The following is a 16,818-nucleotide window of genomic DNA, read 5'->3' on the forward strand; positions in this document are numbered from 1 at the left end:
CAACCAACTAGTCCAGACTTAGCGATCGCTCGGGATCAGCGGCCCTTCCAGACCGGTGCGCGCTTCTCGAGGAAGGCCGTCATCCCCTCCTGCGCGTCGTCGATCATCACGTTCGACGCCATCGTCTCCGCCATCGCGGCATAGGCCGTCTCCTGCGGCAGATCGATCTGCCGGTAGAACGCCTCCTTGCCGATCCGCATCGTCGCGGGGGACGACGTTGCGATCTTCAGGGCGAGCTCGGTGGTCGCGGTCTCGAGCGTCTCCGGTTCGACGACGTAGTTCACCAGCCCCCAGTCGGCGGCGGTCTGCGCGTCGATGGTGTCGCCGGTCAGCAGCATCTGCAGCGCCCGCTTGCGTCCGATCGCGCGGCTGACCGCGACCATCGGCGTCGAGCAGAACAACCCGATTCGCACACCCGGAGTGCCGAAGCGGGCGTCGGCAGCGGCGACGGCCAGATCGCACGACGCGACGAGCTGGCATCCCGCCGCGAGCGCCGTGCCCTGCACCGATGCGATCACCGGTTGAGGGATCGACTGCACCGTCCGCATCATCTCGTTGCACGTCTCGAAGATCGCGCGTTCCTCGTCGAGCGTGCGTCCGATCATCTGCCGCAGGTCGTGCCCGGCCGAGAACACCGGGCCTTCCGCGCGGACCACGATCACCTTCGAGTCGGCCGCGAGCGCCGTCAGACCGGCGATGACCTCGCGCATCGTCTCTACCGACAGCGGGTTGCGCTGCTTCGGACGGTCAAGGGTGAGTACCCCGATACCGCTGGCCTCGTCGACAGCGATGAGCACGGGCGGGGGCAGGGTGTCGACGGCGTCGGGGCCGTCCGCAGAGCGATCCGTCACGTTCCCTTTCCTACACCACCCGCGAGTTACCGGCGCGGCATCGACGAGACGAGATCCGCGACGCGGGCAGGCTCCCGACCGAGCAGCGCCGCCGTGACGGCACTCCCGGCGACGAAGCCGTGATCGTCGTAGAAGTCGAACATCGCCGCCAGACGCTCCCGGGTATCCGCGGGAAGGCCGCGGCCATGGCGCCCCATCCACACCGGGACGGACACCTGCTCGATCTCCACCGGCCGCCCGGCGACCGCACACAGCTGACGCACACTCACCGCGTCCGGCCCCCCGAGCTCGTAGGTGGCGCCGTGGTGGACGTCCGCACCCTCGACGAGGACACGTGCCGCTACCGCCGCGACGTCCGACAGAGCGACGAACGAGAACGGCGCGTCGGGGTCGTAGGGGACGTCGAGTGCGTCGACCGATCCGCCGAGCACGGACGCGAAGTTCTCCGTGTACGCGCAGGGCTGCAGCACGGTCCACCGCACCCCGGAGGCATGCAGGATGTCCTCGCAGCGCGCCTTGTCGAGGTGGTGCGGCATCGCCGGCGTGTACGGCCAGGCGACGGAGTGGTAGACGACGTGCTCCACCCCGGCCTCGGCCACCGCCTCGAGGAACCGTTCGAACAGCGCCGGCTCGTCGGGGTGCATGTTCGGGGCGATGAAGTAGACGCCGCGGCAACCCGACAGCGCGTCGACGAGCCCGGCACCCGTCTCGAGGTCGACAGCACGATCCCCCGTCTGCCGAGCGGTGTGCACCACTCGGCGTACGGGGGTCGTGTCTGCTGTCTCCAGCGCCTCGACGACAGCCGTTCCGGTCTTCCCCGCGGCACCGATCACTGCGAGATCGGTGCCGCGGGAGAGATGGGCCGTCGTCGACATCAGTTGCCGATGAAGTCGTACTCGGCGAACTCGGCGCCACCCGACAGGCGGGCGTAACCGGGACCGCGGTCGAAGAAGGGCTCCTCCTCGCCGCGCTCGGCGCGCATCTGCGCACGGAGCGCCTCGGTGGCCTCGACGTCGGCGACGGGCTCGTCGGCCGAGGTGTCCTTCAGGATCACGCCGTAGTCGTCGCGCGCGCCCTCGACGGACACCTTGCGCCACAGCACGTCCCGGACCACTTCGTCGATCGGACGATCGAGCGGGTCGCCCCAGCCACCGCCGCCGGTGGTGCGGATGCGCACCGTCTCTCCGGCCTTGATCGGCTCGGCGTCCGTGAGAGCGTCGAACTCGCGCTCGTTCGGGCCGCCGGGATCGAGGGTGACGGAGAACGGCTTGCCGGCCTTGCCGCCCTTGACGCCCCAGCACGCGAGGATCGAACGGTCCGCGATGGACATGAAGTTCGCGTCCTTGAGCATGCGGATGTGCTTCTCGTAGCCGAGACCACCGCGGTAGCGACCGGCTCCACCGGAATCGATTGCCAGACCCAGCTTCTCGACGATGAACGGGAAGCGGCTCTCGGTGAACTCGGTGGGCAGGTTCCGCGAGTCGGGCACCACGTGGATGGTGTCCTCACCGTCGGCGTAGTGCCGGCCGCCGGAGCCGCCGCCGAGCACCTCACGCATGAGGTACGAGTGGCCGTCGAAATCCTCACCGTACACACCGGTGTAGCGGATGGTCTCCTGGTCGGCGGGCATGTTGCCGTCGACCGCCTTGGCGACCACACCGGAGAGCACACCGAGCAGACGCAGGATCACGAACGTGCGAGCGTTGGTGGGAGCGGGGAAGATCGGAGTGATGAGCGTGCCCGGCTCCGGGAACTTCATCTCGATCAGCGGCACGACACCCTCGTTGACGTCCAGCTCCGCCATGCGGTCCGGGGTGTCGGCCAGGTTGCGGAGGATCGGCGCCAGCCACTTGATGAGGAAGTTGCCGTCGGCGTAGTCACCGCAGTGGTTGATCGGGCCCTTCGCCTGCGGACCGGTGCCGTTGAAGTCCAGGATCAGACGCTCACCGCCCTCGTCCTCCGGGGAGGTCTTGGTGAGCGTGATGCGCTGCACGTGCAGCATGGGCTCGTCCACACCGTCGTGCTCGGCGTAGTCCTCCCAGGTGTACGTGCCCACCGGAATCTTGCTGAGGATCTCGCGGCGGTACGTCTCCGTGGTCGCGTCGAGGATCGCGTCGAAGCAGGCCTCGACGGTCTCGACGCCGTAGCGCTCGAACAGCTCCGACAGCCGGCGCGCACCCATGAGGCACGCCGAGCACTCGGCGTCGAGGTCGGCGGCGAGCGAGTCGGGCATGCGGGAGTTGCGGGTCATGATCCGCAGCGCCGCCTCGTTCGGAACGCCCTGGTCCCACAGCTTGATCGGCGGGACCATCAGTCCCTCCTCGTACACCGTGGTCGCACCCGAGGGCATGGAACCGGGGCAGCAACCGCCGATGTCGTCGTGGTGGCCGAAGGCCTGCACGAACGCGACCACCGAGGGCTCGGTGTCGCCGGGGCGGGTCGCGAAGACCGGGACGGTGACGCACAGGTCGGGGAGGTGTCCGATGCCGCCTTCGGAGAGGTAGACGTCGTTGTGGAAGAAGACGTCGCCGGGCTTCATCGTCTCGAGCGGAAAGTCCCGTGCCACCGGATGCACGAGCGCCGAGTACGACCGACCGGTGAGCTTGCGCAGGTTGCGGTCGTGGATGCCGGCGCGGAAGTCGTGGGCGTCGCGGATCATCGGCGAGCGCGAGGTCCGGGAGATGGAGGTCTCCACCTCCATCTCGACGCTGGCGAGGTAACCGGCGACGATCTCGACGAGCACCGGATCGGGAGCGGTGCCCGAAGCGTCGGTCAGCCGGAAGGGCTTGCGCGTCGTGGCCGCGGCGGGTTCGAGAGTCGCAGTCATCGGGTGGCTCCGTTCGAGTCGGATGTCTTGGTGAGGCGGATGTTTCCGAAAGAGTCGATGCGAGCGCGGAATCCGGGGTGGACCGGGATGGTCGAGCTGAATTCCTCGATCACGGCGGGACCTTCGAGTTCGTCGCCGGCGCCGAGGCGGGCGCGGTCGTACACGCGGGTGGTGACCCACTCGTCGAAGTACGCCTCGCGGGTGCCGGTGAGGGCGGCGTCCGCACCCGTGCCCGGGGCGATCTCGGCGAGTTCCGGTCGCTTGATGGGTCCGATGCCGCTGACGCGGAGGTTGACCCATTCCACGTGCTGGTGGGGATCGTTGCGGAAGTCGTAGCCGTAGAGCTCGCGGTGGGCCTGGTGGAAGCGTTCGGCCGCCTCGTCCATCAGTTCCTGGGTGATGGGGCCGTCGCCGACCGGCACGCGCACCTCGAATGCCTGGCCGAAGTAGCGCAGGTCCGCCGAGCGGGCGTACTGCCGCTGGTCCGGTCCGAATCCCTCGTCCTCCAGGGCACGTTCGGCCTCGGCCGCGAGGGCGTCGAGTCCGGCCTGCAGCTCCTCGATCTCCAACCGATCGTGGCGGCTGACGTGCGTCTGCACGTAGTCGTTGCGGACGTCGACGGTGAGCAGCCCGAAGGCCGAGACGTTGCCCGGGTTCAGCGGCACAAGGACGTCCTTGAGACCGAGGATGTCGACGAGGCGGCAGGCCAACAGCGAACCGGAGCCGCCGAAGGTCACCAGGGTGAAGTCGCGGACGTCGAGACCACGCTTGACGGTGATCTGGCGCAGCGCGTTGGCCTGGTTCCAGGCCGACACCTCGAGGATGCCCGTGGCGCACGCCTCGAACTCGAGGCCGAGACGGTGCGCGAGTTCCTCGACGCCCTTGCGGGCGAGTTCGGTGTCGAGCGGGATCTCACCACCGAGCAGGTGGGGAGGAATGCGGCCGAGCAGGACGTGGGCGTCGGTGATGGTCGGCTCGTTGCCGCCCTTGCCGTAGCACAGGGGCCCGGGATCGGCGCCCGCCGATTGCGGGCCGACGCGCAGGGTGCCCTCGGGGGTCATCCAGGCGATGGAGCCGCCACCGGCGCCGACGGTCACCACGTCGATCATCGGGATCTTCGACGGGTAGACACCCACGCGACCTTCCGTGGTGAGGGCCGGCTCGCCGCCGACGACCACGGTGACGTCCGTGGAGGTACCACCACCGTCGCAGGTCAGCACCTGGTCGACACCCGCGACACCTGCGATCAGGGCCGCACCCAGGGCACCGGCCGCGGGGCCGGAGAGCACGGTGGTGATCGGCTGGTGCACGACCTCCTTGGCCGAGAGCACGCCGCCGTTGGACTTCATCACGTAGAACGGGATGTCGCGCTGCTCGCCCTCGGCGGAGGAGAACTCGCGCAGACGGTTCGCGATGTTGCTGACGTAGTTGCGGATGTTGGGCTTGACCGCGGCGTCGACGAGGGTCGTGATGGACCGCTCGTACTCCCGGTACTCGCGCAGCACCTCGCTGGAGATGCTCACGGTCGCCTCCGGGTACTCCTCCATGAGGATGTCGCGGACGCGGCGCTCGTGCTCGGGGTTGGCGTAGGAGTGCATGAGGCACACGCCGACGGTGAGGATCTCGCGGTCCTTGAAGAAGCGGGCGGCGGCGCGGACGTCGTCCTCGTTCAGGGGACGGATCTCGCTGCCGTCGTAGGCGAGACGGCCCCGGATGGTGCGGACACGGTCGGCCGGCACGATGCGGTCGGGCTTGACCCAGAAGTAGGAGTTGCCGTAGCCGTCGGGGACCGACTGGCGGGCGATCTCGAGGACGTGTTCGTAGCCCTCGGTGGTGATGAATCCGAGGGTGCCGACCTTGCCTTCGAGGAGCTTGTTCGTCGCGACGGTGGTGCCGTGGCTGACGGCGTCGATCGCGTCGCCGGTCTCGCCGAGCTGCGCGAGGACCTTCTCGATGCCGGCGAGGAAGCCGATGGCCGGATCCTGCGGTGTCGACGGGGTCTTCGTGGTGACGATGGCGCCGGACTCGTCGTCCACCGCGACCACGTCCGTGAATGTTCCGCCGGTATCGATGCCGACCCGAATCTTCCTGGATCCCATGTTTCCTCCTGGGTTCGTCTCGCCGGTGTCCCACCTGACGTCTGATGACATTCCACCCCCTGAGCGGCGGTGTTTCTTTGTCACATCTCGCCGAACTCGTCGCCTGGAGTTCGGAGTTCGGGCACCTGCCACCTGCAGACGACGGCACCCCCGGGCCGTGATGACCCGGGGGTGCCGTGGAGATTCGACGAAAGGTCAGCGTCGGGCGAGGATCGCTCCCAGAGCGACGCCCACCAGCGCGATACCGGCGCCCACTCCTGCCGACAGCAGAACCGTTGCTGCCGAGGGTATTCCGGCCGGTTCCGGTGCAGCTGCTGCGGCGGCCACGGGCAGCGTGGTCGTCTTCACGCCCGCACCCTCGGCGACCTCGGCCACCTCGGCTCCGTTCACGCCCGCGACGGCTGCGGCTTCGGCCGCACTCGGTGCCACCGGCAGACCGTTGGCGATCACACCGTCGATGCCGTTGAAGAACACGCCGGCCATCTTCTTCGCAACACCGGTGATCATCCGCTGCCCGACGCCCCCGACCATGCCGCCGACGACCGCGTCCGCGTCGTAGGTGAGCACGGTGCCGCCGTCACGTTCTTCGAGACGCACCGCCACGTCCGCCTTGACCGTTCCCGGAGCACCGGAGCCCGACGCCGTCATGACGAACGATTCGGGACGATTCTGCTGCGACAGCACCACTTCCCCGTCGTAGGTGCCCTTGATGGAGGCCACCCCGGCGGTGATGGACAGCTTGTAGTGGTTGTCGCTGATCTGCTCGAGCGACTGCACGCCCGGGATCGTCGCCGCGAGAACACGGCCGTCCTGCAGGCTGTCGTACACCACGTCGGGGGGTGCCTGCAGTTGCGCGGTACCGGCGATTCTCATTCGTTCTCCTTGTTTCGGGACGCCGCGTGGGTCAGACGCAGCTCGAACAACTCCGAGGGGGAAATCGGCATGCTGGTGATCGGGATGCCCTCCGCGTCCTCGACGGCCGCGGCGATCACCGCCGAGGTCGGGATGACACCGGCCTCGCCGGCGCCCTTCATTCCGAGAGGATTGAGCGTGGACGGGGTGACGGTGTGGTCCATCTCGAGGGAATCGGGCATCTCCGTCACGAAAGGCATGAGGAAGTCCATGTACGACGCGTTGAGCATCTGCCCGTGCTCGTCGTAGACGATCTTCTCGTAGAGTGCGCCGCCGATACCCTGCGCGACCCCGCCCTGCACCTGGCCCTCGACGATGCGCGGGTTGATGACGTTGCCGCAGTCGTGCACCACCGCGTACCGGAGCACCCGGATCTCGGCGGTGACGGGATCGGTCTCGACGATCGCCGCGTGGATGCCCGACGCGAACGTCGACGTGGGCGGCGAGTAGTAGCCGGTCGCCTCCAGGCCGGGCTGCTCACCCTCGAGGACGGGCGGCACCGACATGTCGGTCTCGGCGTTCGCGAATCCCGTTGCGCGACGGGACGCATCGTCGAAGGCGTAGCGGAGCGGGTTCGACAGCACGGCCACGACGCCGAGCGGGATCGAGGTGCCCTCGGCGCCGGGTTCGGTGCCCACCACGCACACGTGCCCCTCGCGCAGTTCGAGGTCGGCGACGTCGGCGTGGAGGTGGTCCGCGGCGATCTTCTTCGCCTTCTCCGCCACCATCTGCGCGGCGACGTGGAAGGCGGATCCGGACATCACGGCACCGCGCGAGGCGAACGTGCCGACCGCATACCCGAATCGGCGGGTGTCGCCGGTGACGATCTCGACATCGGAGACCGGCACACCGAGATCGTCGGCGACGATCTGCGCGAAGGAGGTCTGGTGTCCCTGGCCCTGGGTGGTCAGGCCCGTGGCGGCCTTGACCTTGCCCGAGGTCTCGATGAGCACGTGCGCGCCCTCGTACGGGCCCGGTCCCGTGCCCTCGACGTACGCTCCCACGCCGATGCCGACGCGACGCCCCTCGGCGCGGGCACGTTCCTTGTACTCCGCGAACTCGTCCCAGCCGATGAGCTTCCTGAGCTTGTCCATCCCCGCCTGGTAGTCGCCGCTGTCGTAGATGAGCGGACGACCGTCCTGGAAGATCAGGTGGAAGTCGTAGGGCATCTCCTCGGGGCGGATGAAGTTGGTCTCGCGGACCTCGAGGACATCCTTGCCGAGATGCTTGGCGATGGCGTCCATCGCCCGCTCCATCGCGAATACCGCCTGGGGTCGTCCCGCTCCGCGGTAAGGGGTGACGATGACCGTGTTGGTGTACAGCGAGTAGGCGTCCACCCGGAAGGCGCGCGGCTTGTAGGGGCCGAGCACCTGCGTGGAGGTGTTGAGCAGCACGATGATTCCGTACGGCAGGTACGCGCCGTTGTCGTGCCAGATCGAGAAGTCGAAGGCCAGCAACCGGCCGTCGTCGTCGAACCCGACGGTGACCTCGTGGATCTGTCCGCGCTCGTGGGCGCTGGAGACGAAATGCTCGCGCCGGTCCTCGACCCACTTGACCTCGTTGGAGATCCCCGCCTGCCCCAGCTTGCGGGCGGCCCAGGTGACCATGACCTCCTCGGGCCACGGGTGGACGATCTTCACACCGAATCCCCCACCGACGTCGGGGGCGATGCAGTGGACCTTGTTGTGCGCCATGCCCAGTCGCGCTGCGATCGCGGCACGGGCGGACGTCGAGGTCTGGGTGGACGTCCAGAAGGTCAGCGCCTTCTCGTCGTCGTCCCAGCGGGCGTAGACGCCCTTGCCCTCCATCGGCATGGACGCCGAACGTTCGATCTCGAGGTCGAGGGTCAGCGTGTGCGGTGCCGCGGCGAGTTCCGCCTCGATGTCGCCGAAACCGTGCTGGAGGTGCGCCGCGACGTTGTCGGGCACATCCGGGTGGACGACGTGCTCGGCGTTGCGTGCGGTGTCGACACCGACGACGGCCGGAAGGGCTTCGTAGGTGATGTCGATCAGCGCGCAGGCGTCCTCGGCGATGTACCGGTTGTCGGCGACGACCATCACGATCGCCTCGCCGACGTGGTTCACCTCGTCCTTGGCGAGCGGATATCCGTTGCGCGGAGCGGTGATCGCGGGGTGCGGGATCAGCAACGGGAGGTTCTCGGCCATCTCGCGCGAGTCGGCCTCGAGATCGTCGTAGGTGTAGATGGCGTGCACGCCCGGTAGTTCGAGAGCCGCGTCGACAGCGATGTCGAGGATGCGAGCGTGGGCGTGCGGCGACCGCACGAACGCCGCGGCGAGCGCGCCGTGTCCGAGATCGTCGAGATAGCGGCCGTTGCCGCTGACGAGCCGGTTGTCCTCGACGCGCGGGATGGGCTTGCCGAACGACTTGCCCGACTCGGTGGCACCGCCGATGTCGGCAGGGGCGAGGTCGGTCGTCGTGCTCGTCGAGACCGAGCTGGAGACGGGCGAATCGGAGACACTGGTCATGCTCGTCCTGCCTTTCCTCCGACCGGAGCGGTGGTGCCGCGGACCTTGGCATCGAGCGAAGCGCGGGCCGCCTCGCTGTCGGGGCCGAGCGGTGAGCCTCCGGACCGTTCACGCTTGATCTCGGCGGCGCGCAACACGGCCGCCCGGATGTTCTGGTAGCCCGTGCACCGGCACAGATTGCCGGCGATCGCCTCGGTCGCCTCCTCGTGGGTGGGCGACGGGTTCTCCTCCAGGAATGCGGCGATCGTGGTGACGAATCCCGGTGTGCAGAAACCGCATTGCAGACCGTGGCAGTCGACGAACGCCTCCTGCACGGGGTGCAGGGTGCCGTCCGGTTCGACGAGCCCTTCGACCGTCGTCACCGAGCGGCCCTCGAGGCTCGCGGCGAGCACGAGGCAGGACCGCACGGGCTTGCCGTCGAGCAGCACCGTGCACGCGCCGCACACACCGTGCTCGCATCCCACATGGGTGCCGGTCTGGCGGAGATGATGACGGATCGCGTCCGATGCCAGCGTGCGCGAGGGCAGCACCACCGTCTGCGTCACGCCGTTGAGGGTGAAGGTCACGGCGACGTGGTGCTCGCCGGTCTCCGCCTGCAGCTCGTCGACCTGTTCGGCGACGGTCCGCCGCGAGGCGTCGCGACCACCCTTGTGGATCGAGCTCGTCATCGACTTCCTCCCGTGTGCATCGGTACCCGTGTGTCGTCACGGATCGCGTCCTGCGCGGCCGCGAAGCCGACACGGCCGGTCAGTGCCGCCACCAGCTGCGACCGGTAGCGGTCGGTGGCGTGGATGTCCGCCTCCGTCTCGACGGTCTCGCGTGCCTTCTCCGCGACCTGCTGCCAGAGCGGGTCGCGCTCGTCGTGCGCCGAGGCGCCGCGCAGGATGTCGGTGTAGTCGACGACCTGCCCGAGCTCTCCTGCGGAGACGTAGGTCATCCGGGCGGACGTCACCGCGCCGTCCTCGACCTCCACCTGCGCGACCACGCCGACGAGGGCGTAGTCGCCGTGGCGTCGTGCGATCTCGTCGATGGCGGTGCCGGTGCCCGGACGCGCCGCCGGCACCGTCACGCTGGTCGCGATCTCGTCGGCTTCGAGGGTCGATTCGAGCGGGCCGGCGAACAGCTCCGAGGCGGAGATCTGCCGGACTCCGCGCACCGAGCGGACGGTGAGCGTTCCGCCGAGCAGCGACAGCACGGCCGGCATCTCCGCGGACGGATCGGCGTGGACGATCGATCCGACGGTCGTTCCGCGATTACGGATGGTCGGGTGTGCGACCAGGCGGAGCGCGCGGCCCAGCAGGGGCTGGACCTGCGCGACCGTCGGATCGGATTCGAGCGCTGCGTGGGTGGTGAGCGCGTCGAAGGTGACGCCGAGTTCCGGCGAAGCGGAGATCGCATCGAGGCGCGGAATGGAGCCGATGTCGACGAGGTGAGCCGGTGCCGCCAGGCGCATCGACAGCAGCGGAATCAGTGACTGGCCGCCGGCGAGCACTTTGCCCTCGTGCGCGACCCCAGCGAGGATCTCGCAGGCTTCATCGATCGACCGCGGTCGGTGATAGGTGAGTGGCGACGGTTTCATTGAACAGATCCTGCCCGCATAGTGCGATCGACGTTTCGTGGAGAAGTGACAAAGCTCACCGGTCGACAATGTCAGATGTAATAGAGGTCACGCGAACTCCTTCACCCTTCCCGCGCCGCTCTCGCCGTCGGGATCGGGCTCCGTCCGGACCGGTTCTCCCTGTTCGGATGGGGTATCGGGGTCTTCGGGTGCGATGTCCTCGGGAGCGATGACCCGGCAGAGGTGATAGAGACCGATCACGACGATGGTGCCCAGCGCGATACCGCTCAGCGAGAACGTATCGGTGAACTCGAGGCTGGTGTCGCCGATCGCGATGATCAGGCCGGCCGCGACGGGCATGAGGTTGCGCGGGTCGCCGAAGTCGACACCGTTCTCCTTCCAGATCTTGGCGCCGAGCAGGCCGATGATGCCGTAGAGGACCACGGTGATACCGCCGAGGACGCCGCCCGGGGTCGCGGAGATGACCGCGCCGAACTTCGGGGAGAAGCCGAGGAGCATGGCGATGACGCCGGCTGCCGCGTAGGCCGCCGTCGAGTACACGCGGGTCGCGGCCATGACGCCGATGTTCTCCGCGTAGGTCGTCGTCGGGGAACCGCCGACACCGGTGGCGAGGGCCGTGGCGAGACCGTCACCGGCCAGTGCGCGTCCCATCATGGGGTCGAGGTCGGTCTTGGTGATCTCGGCGACCGCCTTGACGTGTCCGGCGTTCTCGGCGATCAGGGCGATGACGCCGGGCAGGACGAGCACGATGAAGGTGAGGCTGAACGACGGGGCGTGGATGCCGACGACACCGGCGGCTTCGTCCGTGAACGGCGGCAGACCGAACCACGGAGCGGACGCAACGCCTTCCCAGTTCACGCGGAAGTGTTCGGTGACGGCGTCGGCGCCGGCGTCGTAGGAGATGATCGGTCCGCTGATGCGGTCGAGAACCCAGGACAGTGCGTAGCCGAACAGCAGTGCCAGGAAGATGGCGACGCGACCGAGGAATCCGCGCAGCACGACGCTACCCACGATCAGCGCGATCATCACCGTCAGTGCGACCCATTGGTCCTGTGGCCAGTAGGTGCCGGCCACGACCGGCGCCAGGTTGAAGCCGATGAGCATGACCACCGCGCCGGTGACGACCGGCGGCAGGATCTTGAAGACCAGCGAGCCGCCGAGGAAGTGGATCACCACACCGATCGCGGCGAGCACGAGCCCGGAGACCATGATCGCGCCGGTGACCTCCGACGGCGAGCCGCCCTGGGCGTAGATCGCGGCGATGCCGCCGACGAAGGCCGCGGAGGTTCCCAGATAGCTGGGGATCCGGCCCTTCACGACGGCGAGGAAGAAGAGGGTGCAGAAGCCCGAGAGCATCACTGCGAGTTGCGGGTTGAGACCCATGATGATCGGGAAGACGAACGTGGCGCCGAACATCGACACCACGTGCTGGCCGCCCAGACCGATCGTGCGGCCCCAACTCAGGCGCTCCATCGGCGCCACGACCTGACCCGGTTCTATGTTCTTGCCGTCTCCGTGCACTGTCCAGATGGGCATATCGGACCTTTCAGCAGAGTGTGGGTGCCGATAGAGTTCACGTGGATTGTTACGCCTGTGTTGCCGATCACACGTGTACTTCGGTAGCCGCAAACGCTAACGGAGCAGCTCCGGCCCGGCGTGGGAGGAATCTGCCATGAGCGACCCTCCGAAATTGGCAAGATCGGTGGTTGATCGTCAGGAATCGATTCCGCGCATCGCGATGATCTTGAGCGCGAGCGAAAGGTCCAACCGCAGTTCGGGCTGTTCAGTGAAGGGACCGAGGATCTTTTCCAGTTTCGCCACACGATAGCGCAGAGTGTTGTAATGAAAATGTAACTGACGCGCGGCTTCTGCGATGTTGATGTTGGTGGCGAGGAGCACCTCGAGGGTACGGCACATGTCCTGCGCCTCGGCCGTGCCGTCGGTCAGTTCCTTGAGCGTCTCGCGCGCGAACGACTCGAGTTCCTCGGTGTCCTCGACGAGGCTCAGCAACCGGTACACACCCAGATCGTCGAAATGGGTCACCGCCCACGGACCGGAGATCTTGCGTCCCACTTCGAGTGCCGTGCGCGCCTGCGCGTAGAGCGCCGGCAGGTCGTCGGTGGACGACGACGCACGCGAAACCCCCACACCGAACGGCCGACGCCCTCCCCCGCCGGCTCCGCGCACCAGGGCGACGAGTTCGTGCACGAGGGTCATCGTGTCGCTGCCCTCACCCATGAGTACGACGGTCTCGGTCGCCAGAGCTGTGACGGACGCTCCGGAATCGCGCCCGGCCAGCGCACCCGCGAACGCGCGGGCCTGCCGTTCCACGACGGGCAGTCGCGCCGGTGCCGCCGAGGAATCGTCGTCCACGCGATCGGGTTCGACGGCGACCACCACCACCGGGCGGTCGAGATTCCAGCCGAACATCTGCGCGTGCACGATCACCTGTTCGGGTTCACCGGCGCGGCCGCGCAACAGGTCCCGGACGAAGTTGGCCCGGTGCTTCTCCTCGACCGCGGACACCGCGAGCTCACGACTGACGACGAGCGCACACACCGTCGCCGCCTGCTCCACGAGATACAGATCCGGGGCGGAGAGATCACGTGCAGGACAGAAGAATACGAGCCGACCGTGGTCGATGCCGTTGGCGGAGATCGCGGCGATCGCCACGTACTCGTCGCCGAAGCGGTGCAGACCGAGACCGCCCTCGATCGAATCGGTGCGCACCCGGCCAGTCGGGTCGACGGCCGCCGTCGAGGACAGCCACGCGAAGTCGGATTCCCTCCCGGCCCGGTAGGTCTGGCGTCCGTCCGGGGTGGTGATGAGGACCGCCCCGCCGAGCCGGCGCGAGATGCCTTCGGCGAGCGCCCTGTGCCCACCGCCTGCCATGACGATCTCGAGGAGGCCGCGACGGAGGTGATCCGCCTCGAAGACCGCTTCCACCTGAGCGACGGCCATGTCGCGGAGACCCCGCGCGAGCCGATGATCCGCGACGACCTCCTCCGGCGTCGTCAGCACCGGGAGGGGAACGTCGTCCGTGAGGCCCTGTGGCAGGGGATGTCCGGCGTCGAGCCGGACCACGAGTGCCGAGACCTCGCTCCGGTCCAGCCGCGCCAGGAAGTCGGCGACCGGCACGGCGAGTCGCGCGAGCACGGTGGTGGAGGTGACGAGCAGCAGCCCCGGACGCAGCCAGGGACCGATCTCGGGAAGCATCATCACCGCGATCCCGGTGACGGGTCGCGGCGTGGAGACGTCACCGGCGAGCACCGTCGGTGCGACGAGGAGACCCGAGGAGACGACGTCTGCGAGCGGGCACGGTTCGAATACGACCGCTGCGCTGTCCTCCGGATCGGCTGCGCTGCGTCCCGGTTCGGATGCGCTGGGCCCCGGTTTCTCAGCCTTGCGCACCGTCACAGCACTACCCGTCCACCTGCCAGTCGTTCACCCCCGCATGGGAGACACGTGACATTAGAGGGCTGCCGCAACACCGTCAATCGCAGGCGGACAATCCGCAGGTCGGGCAGCGCGTCCCGCCGGCACCCGGTGGATGGGTCCGCGCAGTGTCGCAAGGCTGCGCCCGGTGGCACCGCGCGTGCTCACGAGGATCTCCGCGAGGATCGACACGGCCGTCTCCTCCGGGGTACGCGCCCCGAGGTCGAGTCCGATCGGCGAGTGCAGTCGTCCCAGTTCGTCGGCCGACAGACCGGCCTCGCGCAACAGGGCGACCCGGCGCTCGTGCGTGGAGCGACTGCCCATCGCCCCGATGTATCCGGCCTCGCAGCGGAGGGCGCGTTCGAGCAGCGGGATGTCGAACTTCTCGTCGTGGGTGAGGACCGCGACGACCGTGGTGGGGTCGATCGGCGCCGACTCGAGGAAGATGTGCGGCCACGCCACCACGATCTCGTCGGCGTCGGGGAACCGGGCGGGCGTCGCGAAGACGGGCCGGGCGTCGATCACTGTCACGCGATAACCGGCGAACTTCCCCAGCGTGCACAGGGCGGACGCGAAGTCGATGGCGCCGAAGACGTACATCCGCGGTCGCGGCGCGAAGATCTCCACGATCTGCCCGCGCACCTCGTCGACGTAGACCTCCGAATCGCCGTAGGACAGGCGCAGGCGCACCTCGGCTTCGGGATCGGTGCCGTCGTCCCCGTCGAGGGTGACCACACGATGGCCGGCGGACTCGCGGTCGGTGACGACGGCGACCGGCTCTCCCGCCCCGATCCGCCGTGCCACCTCGGTGAACTCGGGATAGGTCGCGGCATCGACCCGCTGCACGAACACCTCGATGGTGCCGCCGCAGGTCAGGCCCACGCCGAAGGCGTCGTCGTCGGTGACGCGGAAGACCTCGGTCCGTGCGCGCCCGTCGGCGAGCACGTCACCCGCGATGTCGTACAGGGCGCCTTCGATGCACCCTCCCGAGACACTGCCCACCACTTCACCCGACTGCGAGACGGCCATCGCGGCGCCGGGTTCGCGCGGCGACGACTTCCACGTGCGAACGACGGTCGCGAGCGCGAACGTCTCACCGTCGTCGAACCATCGCGACAGCTCGTCGAGAATGTCCCGCACAGCGGCCTCCTTACCGGTGTGTCACAGACGCGCGGCGACGGCCAGCGCGACGTGGTCGTGGAAGGGGCGCGCGACGATCTGCACGCCGATGGGCATGCCGTCGCTCGTCCGCCCGACAGGGACGACGACGGACGGGAGGCCGGTGACGCTGATCGTGCGGCAGCTCGCCAGTGCCTCCTGCCAGGTGAGCAGCCGGTCGCCGACAGCGAAACGATCGTCGCCGAGCGGAGGCGCCCCGATGGACGCGACCGGCAGCACCAGCACGTCGCCCATCTCGTTGAGCAGGCGATGGATCAGCGCGGTGCGCCACGCCCAGAGGCCTTCCACCTCCCGGTGCTCGGCGCGACCGGCCGTGGACAGCAGGTCGCGGATGACGGCGCCGAACCGGTCGGGACTCGCCAGCGCGTCGATGTCGGTGTGGGTCTGGGTGGCCCGCAATCGCCCGAACAGCTCGTTCCCCTCGACCAGCGCCGACCCGCAGTACGGATGCGCACCGAGGCGCCGCGCGCTCTCCCGGACGACGTCCACGATCTCGTCGACGACGGGGACGGTGCCGTCCCCGTCCGCCCAGGTGATCGTCAGAGCGTCGACGTCGACGGTCGCCGGATCGGTCCACGCGACGTGCGGTTCGGAGATCACGCGCAGGGCGAGGACGAGGTCGTCGAGGTTCCGCGCCATGGGTCCGACGGTCTGCAGCGCGCCGTGCACCGTCGTGGGATTGGCCCGCACGTGATCGCCGACGAGCACCCCCGGGTACTGACCGTCCGCGGACACCCGGCCGACGGTGGGGCGGATGGAGCACAGGCCGGTGCAGTGTGCGGGCCAGCGCACGGACCCGCCGAAGTCGGTGCCCAGCCCGAGGACGCTCATGCCCGACGCGATGGACGCGGCTTCGCCGCCGCTGGATCCGCCGGGTGAGCGCGGCGACTCGAGGCTGCCGAGTGGGTTCACGGCCGGTCCGAACATCTCGCTGTCGGTGAGCCCGGAGGTTCCGAATTCGGGTGTGTTGGTCTTGCCGACGAGGATCGCGCCGGCCGCCTTCATCGCGGCGACGGCCGGTGCGTCGACGACGGGGACGTTGTCGGCCAGCGCCCTCGAGGCGGCCGTCGTGCGCACGCCGGCGGTGGCGATGAGGTCCTTGACGGTGAACGGCACCCCGGCGAGCGGTCCGGCCACCTCGCCGCGGTCGAGGCGCTGGTCGAGAGCGTCGGCCTCGGCGAGGGCACTCTCCGCCGCGACGGTGACGATCGCGTTGAGGCGCGTGTTCTGCTCGGCGATCAGTGCGAGGTGGTCCTCGACGACCCGGCGGGCGGTGACCTCGCGATTGCGGACCACGGCGGCGATCGACCGCGCATCGGCGCCGGTCCACGTGCCGGTGCGCTCGGTGTCGAGCGTCGGGGATCGACCGTCTACCGCCACTGGCCCTCCTTGGTCTGCGTTCGACGAGAACGCTATGGCCGGCTCCGGTCCCCTCCTACGTCCACACTCC

The 16,818-nt window shown here is 68.7% G+C and carries 12 protein-coding genes; all 12 read right to left on the bottom strand.

Going from position 1 to position 16,818, the window contains the following annotated elements; genetic code table 11:
• Positions 1-35 precede the first annotated feature (35 nt).
• The 12 genes from ACWPOC_RS12000 to ACWPOC_RS12055 all read right to left on the bottom strand — a co-directional run bounded on the left by ACWPOC_RS12000 (position 36) and on the right by ACWPOC_RS12055 (position 16,748).
• A complete protein-coding gene (locus ACWPOC_RS12000; protein ID WP_120280617.1) occupies positions 36-851 on the bottom strand; it encodes an enoyl-CoA hydratase in 816 nt (271 codons plus the stop codon).
• Positions 852-877: 26 nt separating this feature from the next.
• Positions 878-1,726 carry an NmrA family NAD(P)-binding protein gene (locus tag ACWPOC_RS12005; protein ID WP_455408691.1) on the bottom strand — a complete coding sequence of 283 codons (849 nt, stop codon included), beginning with the start codon at positions 1,724-1,726 and terminating at the stop codon, positions 878-880.
• A complete protein-coding gene (locus ACWPOC_RS12010) occupies positions 1,726-3,678 on the bottom strand; it encodes a hydantoinase B/oxoprolinase family protein (RefSeq protein ID WP_016692490.1) in 1,953 nt (650 codons plus the stop codon). The genes ACWPOC_RS12005 and ACWPOC_RS12010 overlap by 1 nt, the downstream gene beginning before the upstream one ends.
• Positions 3,675-5,777 (bottom strand): hydantoinase/oxoprolinase family protein, encoded by a 2,103-nt coding sequence (locus ACWPOC_RS12015; RefSeq protein WP_120280620.1) that lies wholly within the window; start codon positions 5,775-5,777, stop codon positions 3,675-3,677. The genes ACWPOC_RS12010 and ACWPOC_RS12015 overlap by 4 nt, the downstream gene beginning before the upstream one ends.
• 195 nt (positions 5,778-5,972) lie before the next feature.
• Positions 5,973-6,650 (bottom strand): SRPBCC family protein, encoded by a 678-nt coding sequence (locus tag ACWPOC_RS12020; protein WP_455408692.1) that lies wholly within the window; start codon positions 6,648-6,650, stop codon positions 5,973-5,975.
• Complete coding sequence (gene cutA / locus ACWPOC_RS12025; protein ID WP_455408693.1) at positions 6,647-9,175, bottom strand: aerobic carbon-monoxide dehydrogenase large subunit; 2,529 nt, start codon at positions 9,173-9,175, stop codon at positions 6,647-6,649. Before cutA ends, ACWPOC_RS12020 begins: the two co-directional genes overlap by 4 nt.
• Positions 9,172-9,843, bottom strand: coding sequence for a (2Fe-2S)-binding protein (locus tag ACWPOC_RS12030; protein WP_016692494.1), 672 nt, complete (start codon positions 9,841-9,843; stop codon positions 9,172-9,174). Before ACWPOC_RS12030 ends, cutA begins: the two co-directional genes overlap by 4 nt.
• A complete protein-coding gene (locus ACWPOC_RS12035) occupies positions 9,840-10,754 on the bottom strand; it encodes an FAD binding domain-containing protein (protein ID WP_159417333.1) in 915 nt (304 codons plus the stop codon). The genes ACWPOC_RS12030 and ACWPOC_RS12035 overlap by 4 nt, the downstream gene beginning before the upstream one ends.
• A gap of 87 nt (positions 10,755-10,841) precedes the next feature.
• Positions 10,842-12,290: a uracil-xanthine permease family protein gene (locus ACWPOC_RS12040; protein ID WP_455408694.1), complete on the bottom strand. Its 1,449-nt coding sequence runs from the start codon at positions 12,288-12,290 to the stop codon at positions 10,842-10,844.
• 177 nt (positions 12,291-12,467) lie between these two features.
• Positions 12,468-14,171, bottom strand: a complete 1,704-nt coding sequence (locus tag ACWPOC_RS12045) for a helix-turn-helix domain-containing protein (RefSeq protein ID WP_455408695.1) — start codon at positions 14,169-14,171, stop codon at positions 12,468-12,470.
• 54 nt (positions 14,172-14,225) lie between these two features.
• Positions 14,226-15,329 (bottom strand): XdhC family protein, encoded by a 1,104-nt coding sequence (locus ACWPOC_RS12050; protein WP_455408696.1) that lies wholly within the window; start codon positions 15,327-15,329, stop codon positions 14,226-14,228.
• A gap of 21 nt (positions 15,330-15,350) precedes the next feature.
• The gene (locus tag ACWPOC_RS12055) at positions 15,351-16,748 is read right to left on the bottom strand and encodes an amidase (protein WP_455408697.1); all 1,398 of its coding nucleotides are present in this window, start codon (positions 16,746-16,748) and stop codon (positions 15,351-15,353) included.
• Positions 16,749-16,818 lie beyond the last annotated feature (70 nt).

The organism is Rhodococcus sp. 5G237, assembly GCF_053764735.1.

Coding starts and splice junctions, on each gene's coding strand:
- ACWPOC_RS12005 (WP_455408691.1), bottom strand. CDS start 1,726: ATGTCGACGACGGCCCATCTCTCCCGCGGCACCGATCTCGCAGTGATC.
- ACWPOC_RS12010 (WP_016692490.1), bottom strand. CDS start 3,678: ATGACTGCGACTCTCGAACCCGCCGCGGCCACGACGCGCAAGCCCTTC.
- ACWPOC_RS12015 (WP_120280620.1), bottom strand. CDS start 5,777: ATGGGATCCAGGAAGATTCGGGTCGGCATCGATACCGGCGGAACATTC.
- ACWPOC_RS12020 (WP_455408692.1), bottom strand. CDS start 6,650: ATGAGAATCGCCGGTACCGCGCAACTGCAGGCACCCCCCGACGTGGTG.
- cutA (WP_455408693.1), bottom strand. CDS start 9,175: ATGACCAGTGTCTCCGATTCGCCCGTCTCCAGCTCGGTCTCGACGAGC.
- ACWPOC_RS12030 (WP_016692494.1), bottom strand. CDS start 9,843: ATGACGAGCTCGATCCACAAGGGTGGTCGCGACGCCTCGCGGCGGACC.
- ACWPOC_RS12035 (WP_159417333.1), bottom strand. CDS start 10,754: ATGAAACCGTCGCCACTCACCTATCACCGACCGCGGTCGATCGATGAA.
- ACWPOC_RS12040 (WP_455408694.1), bottom strand. CDS start 12,290: ATGCCCATCTGGACAGTGCACGGAGACGGCAAGAACATAGAACCGGGT.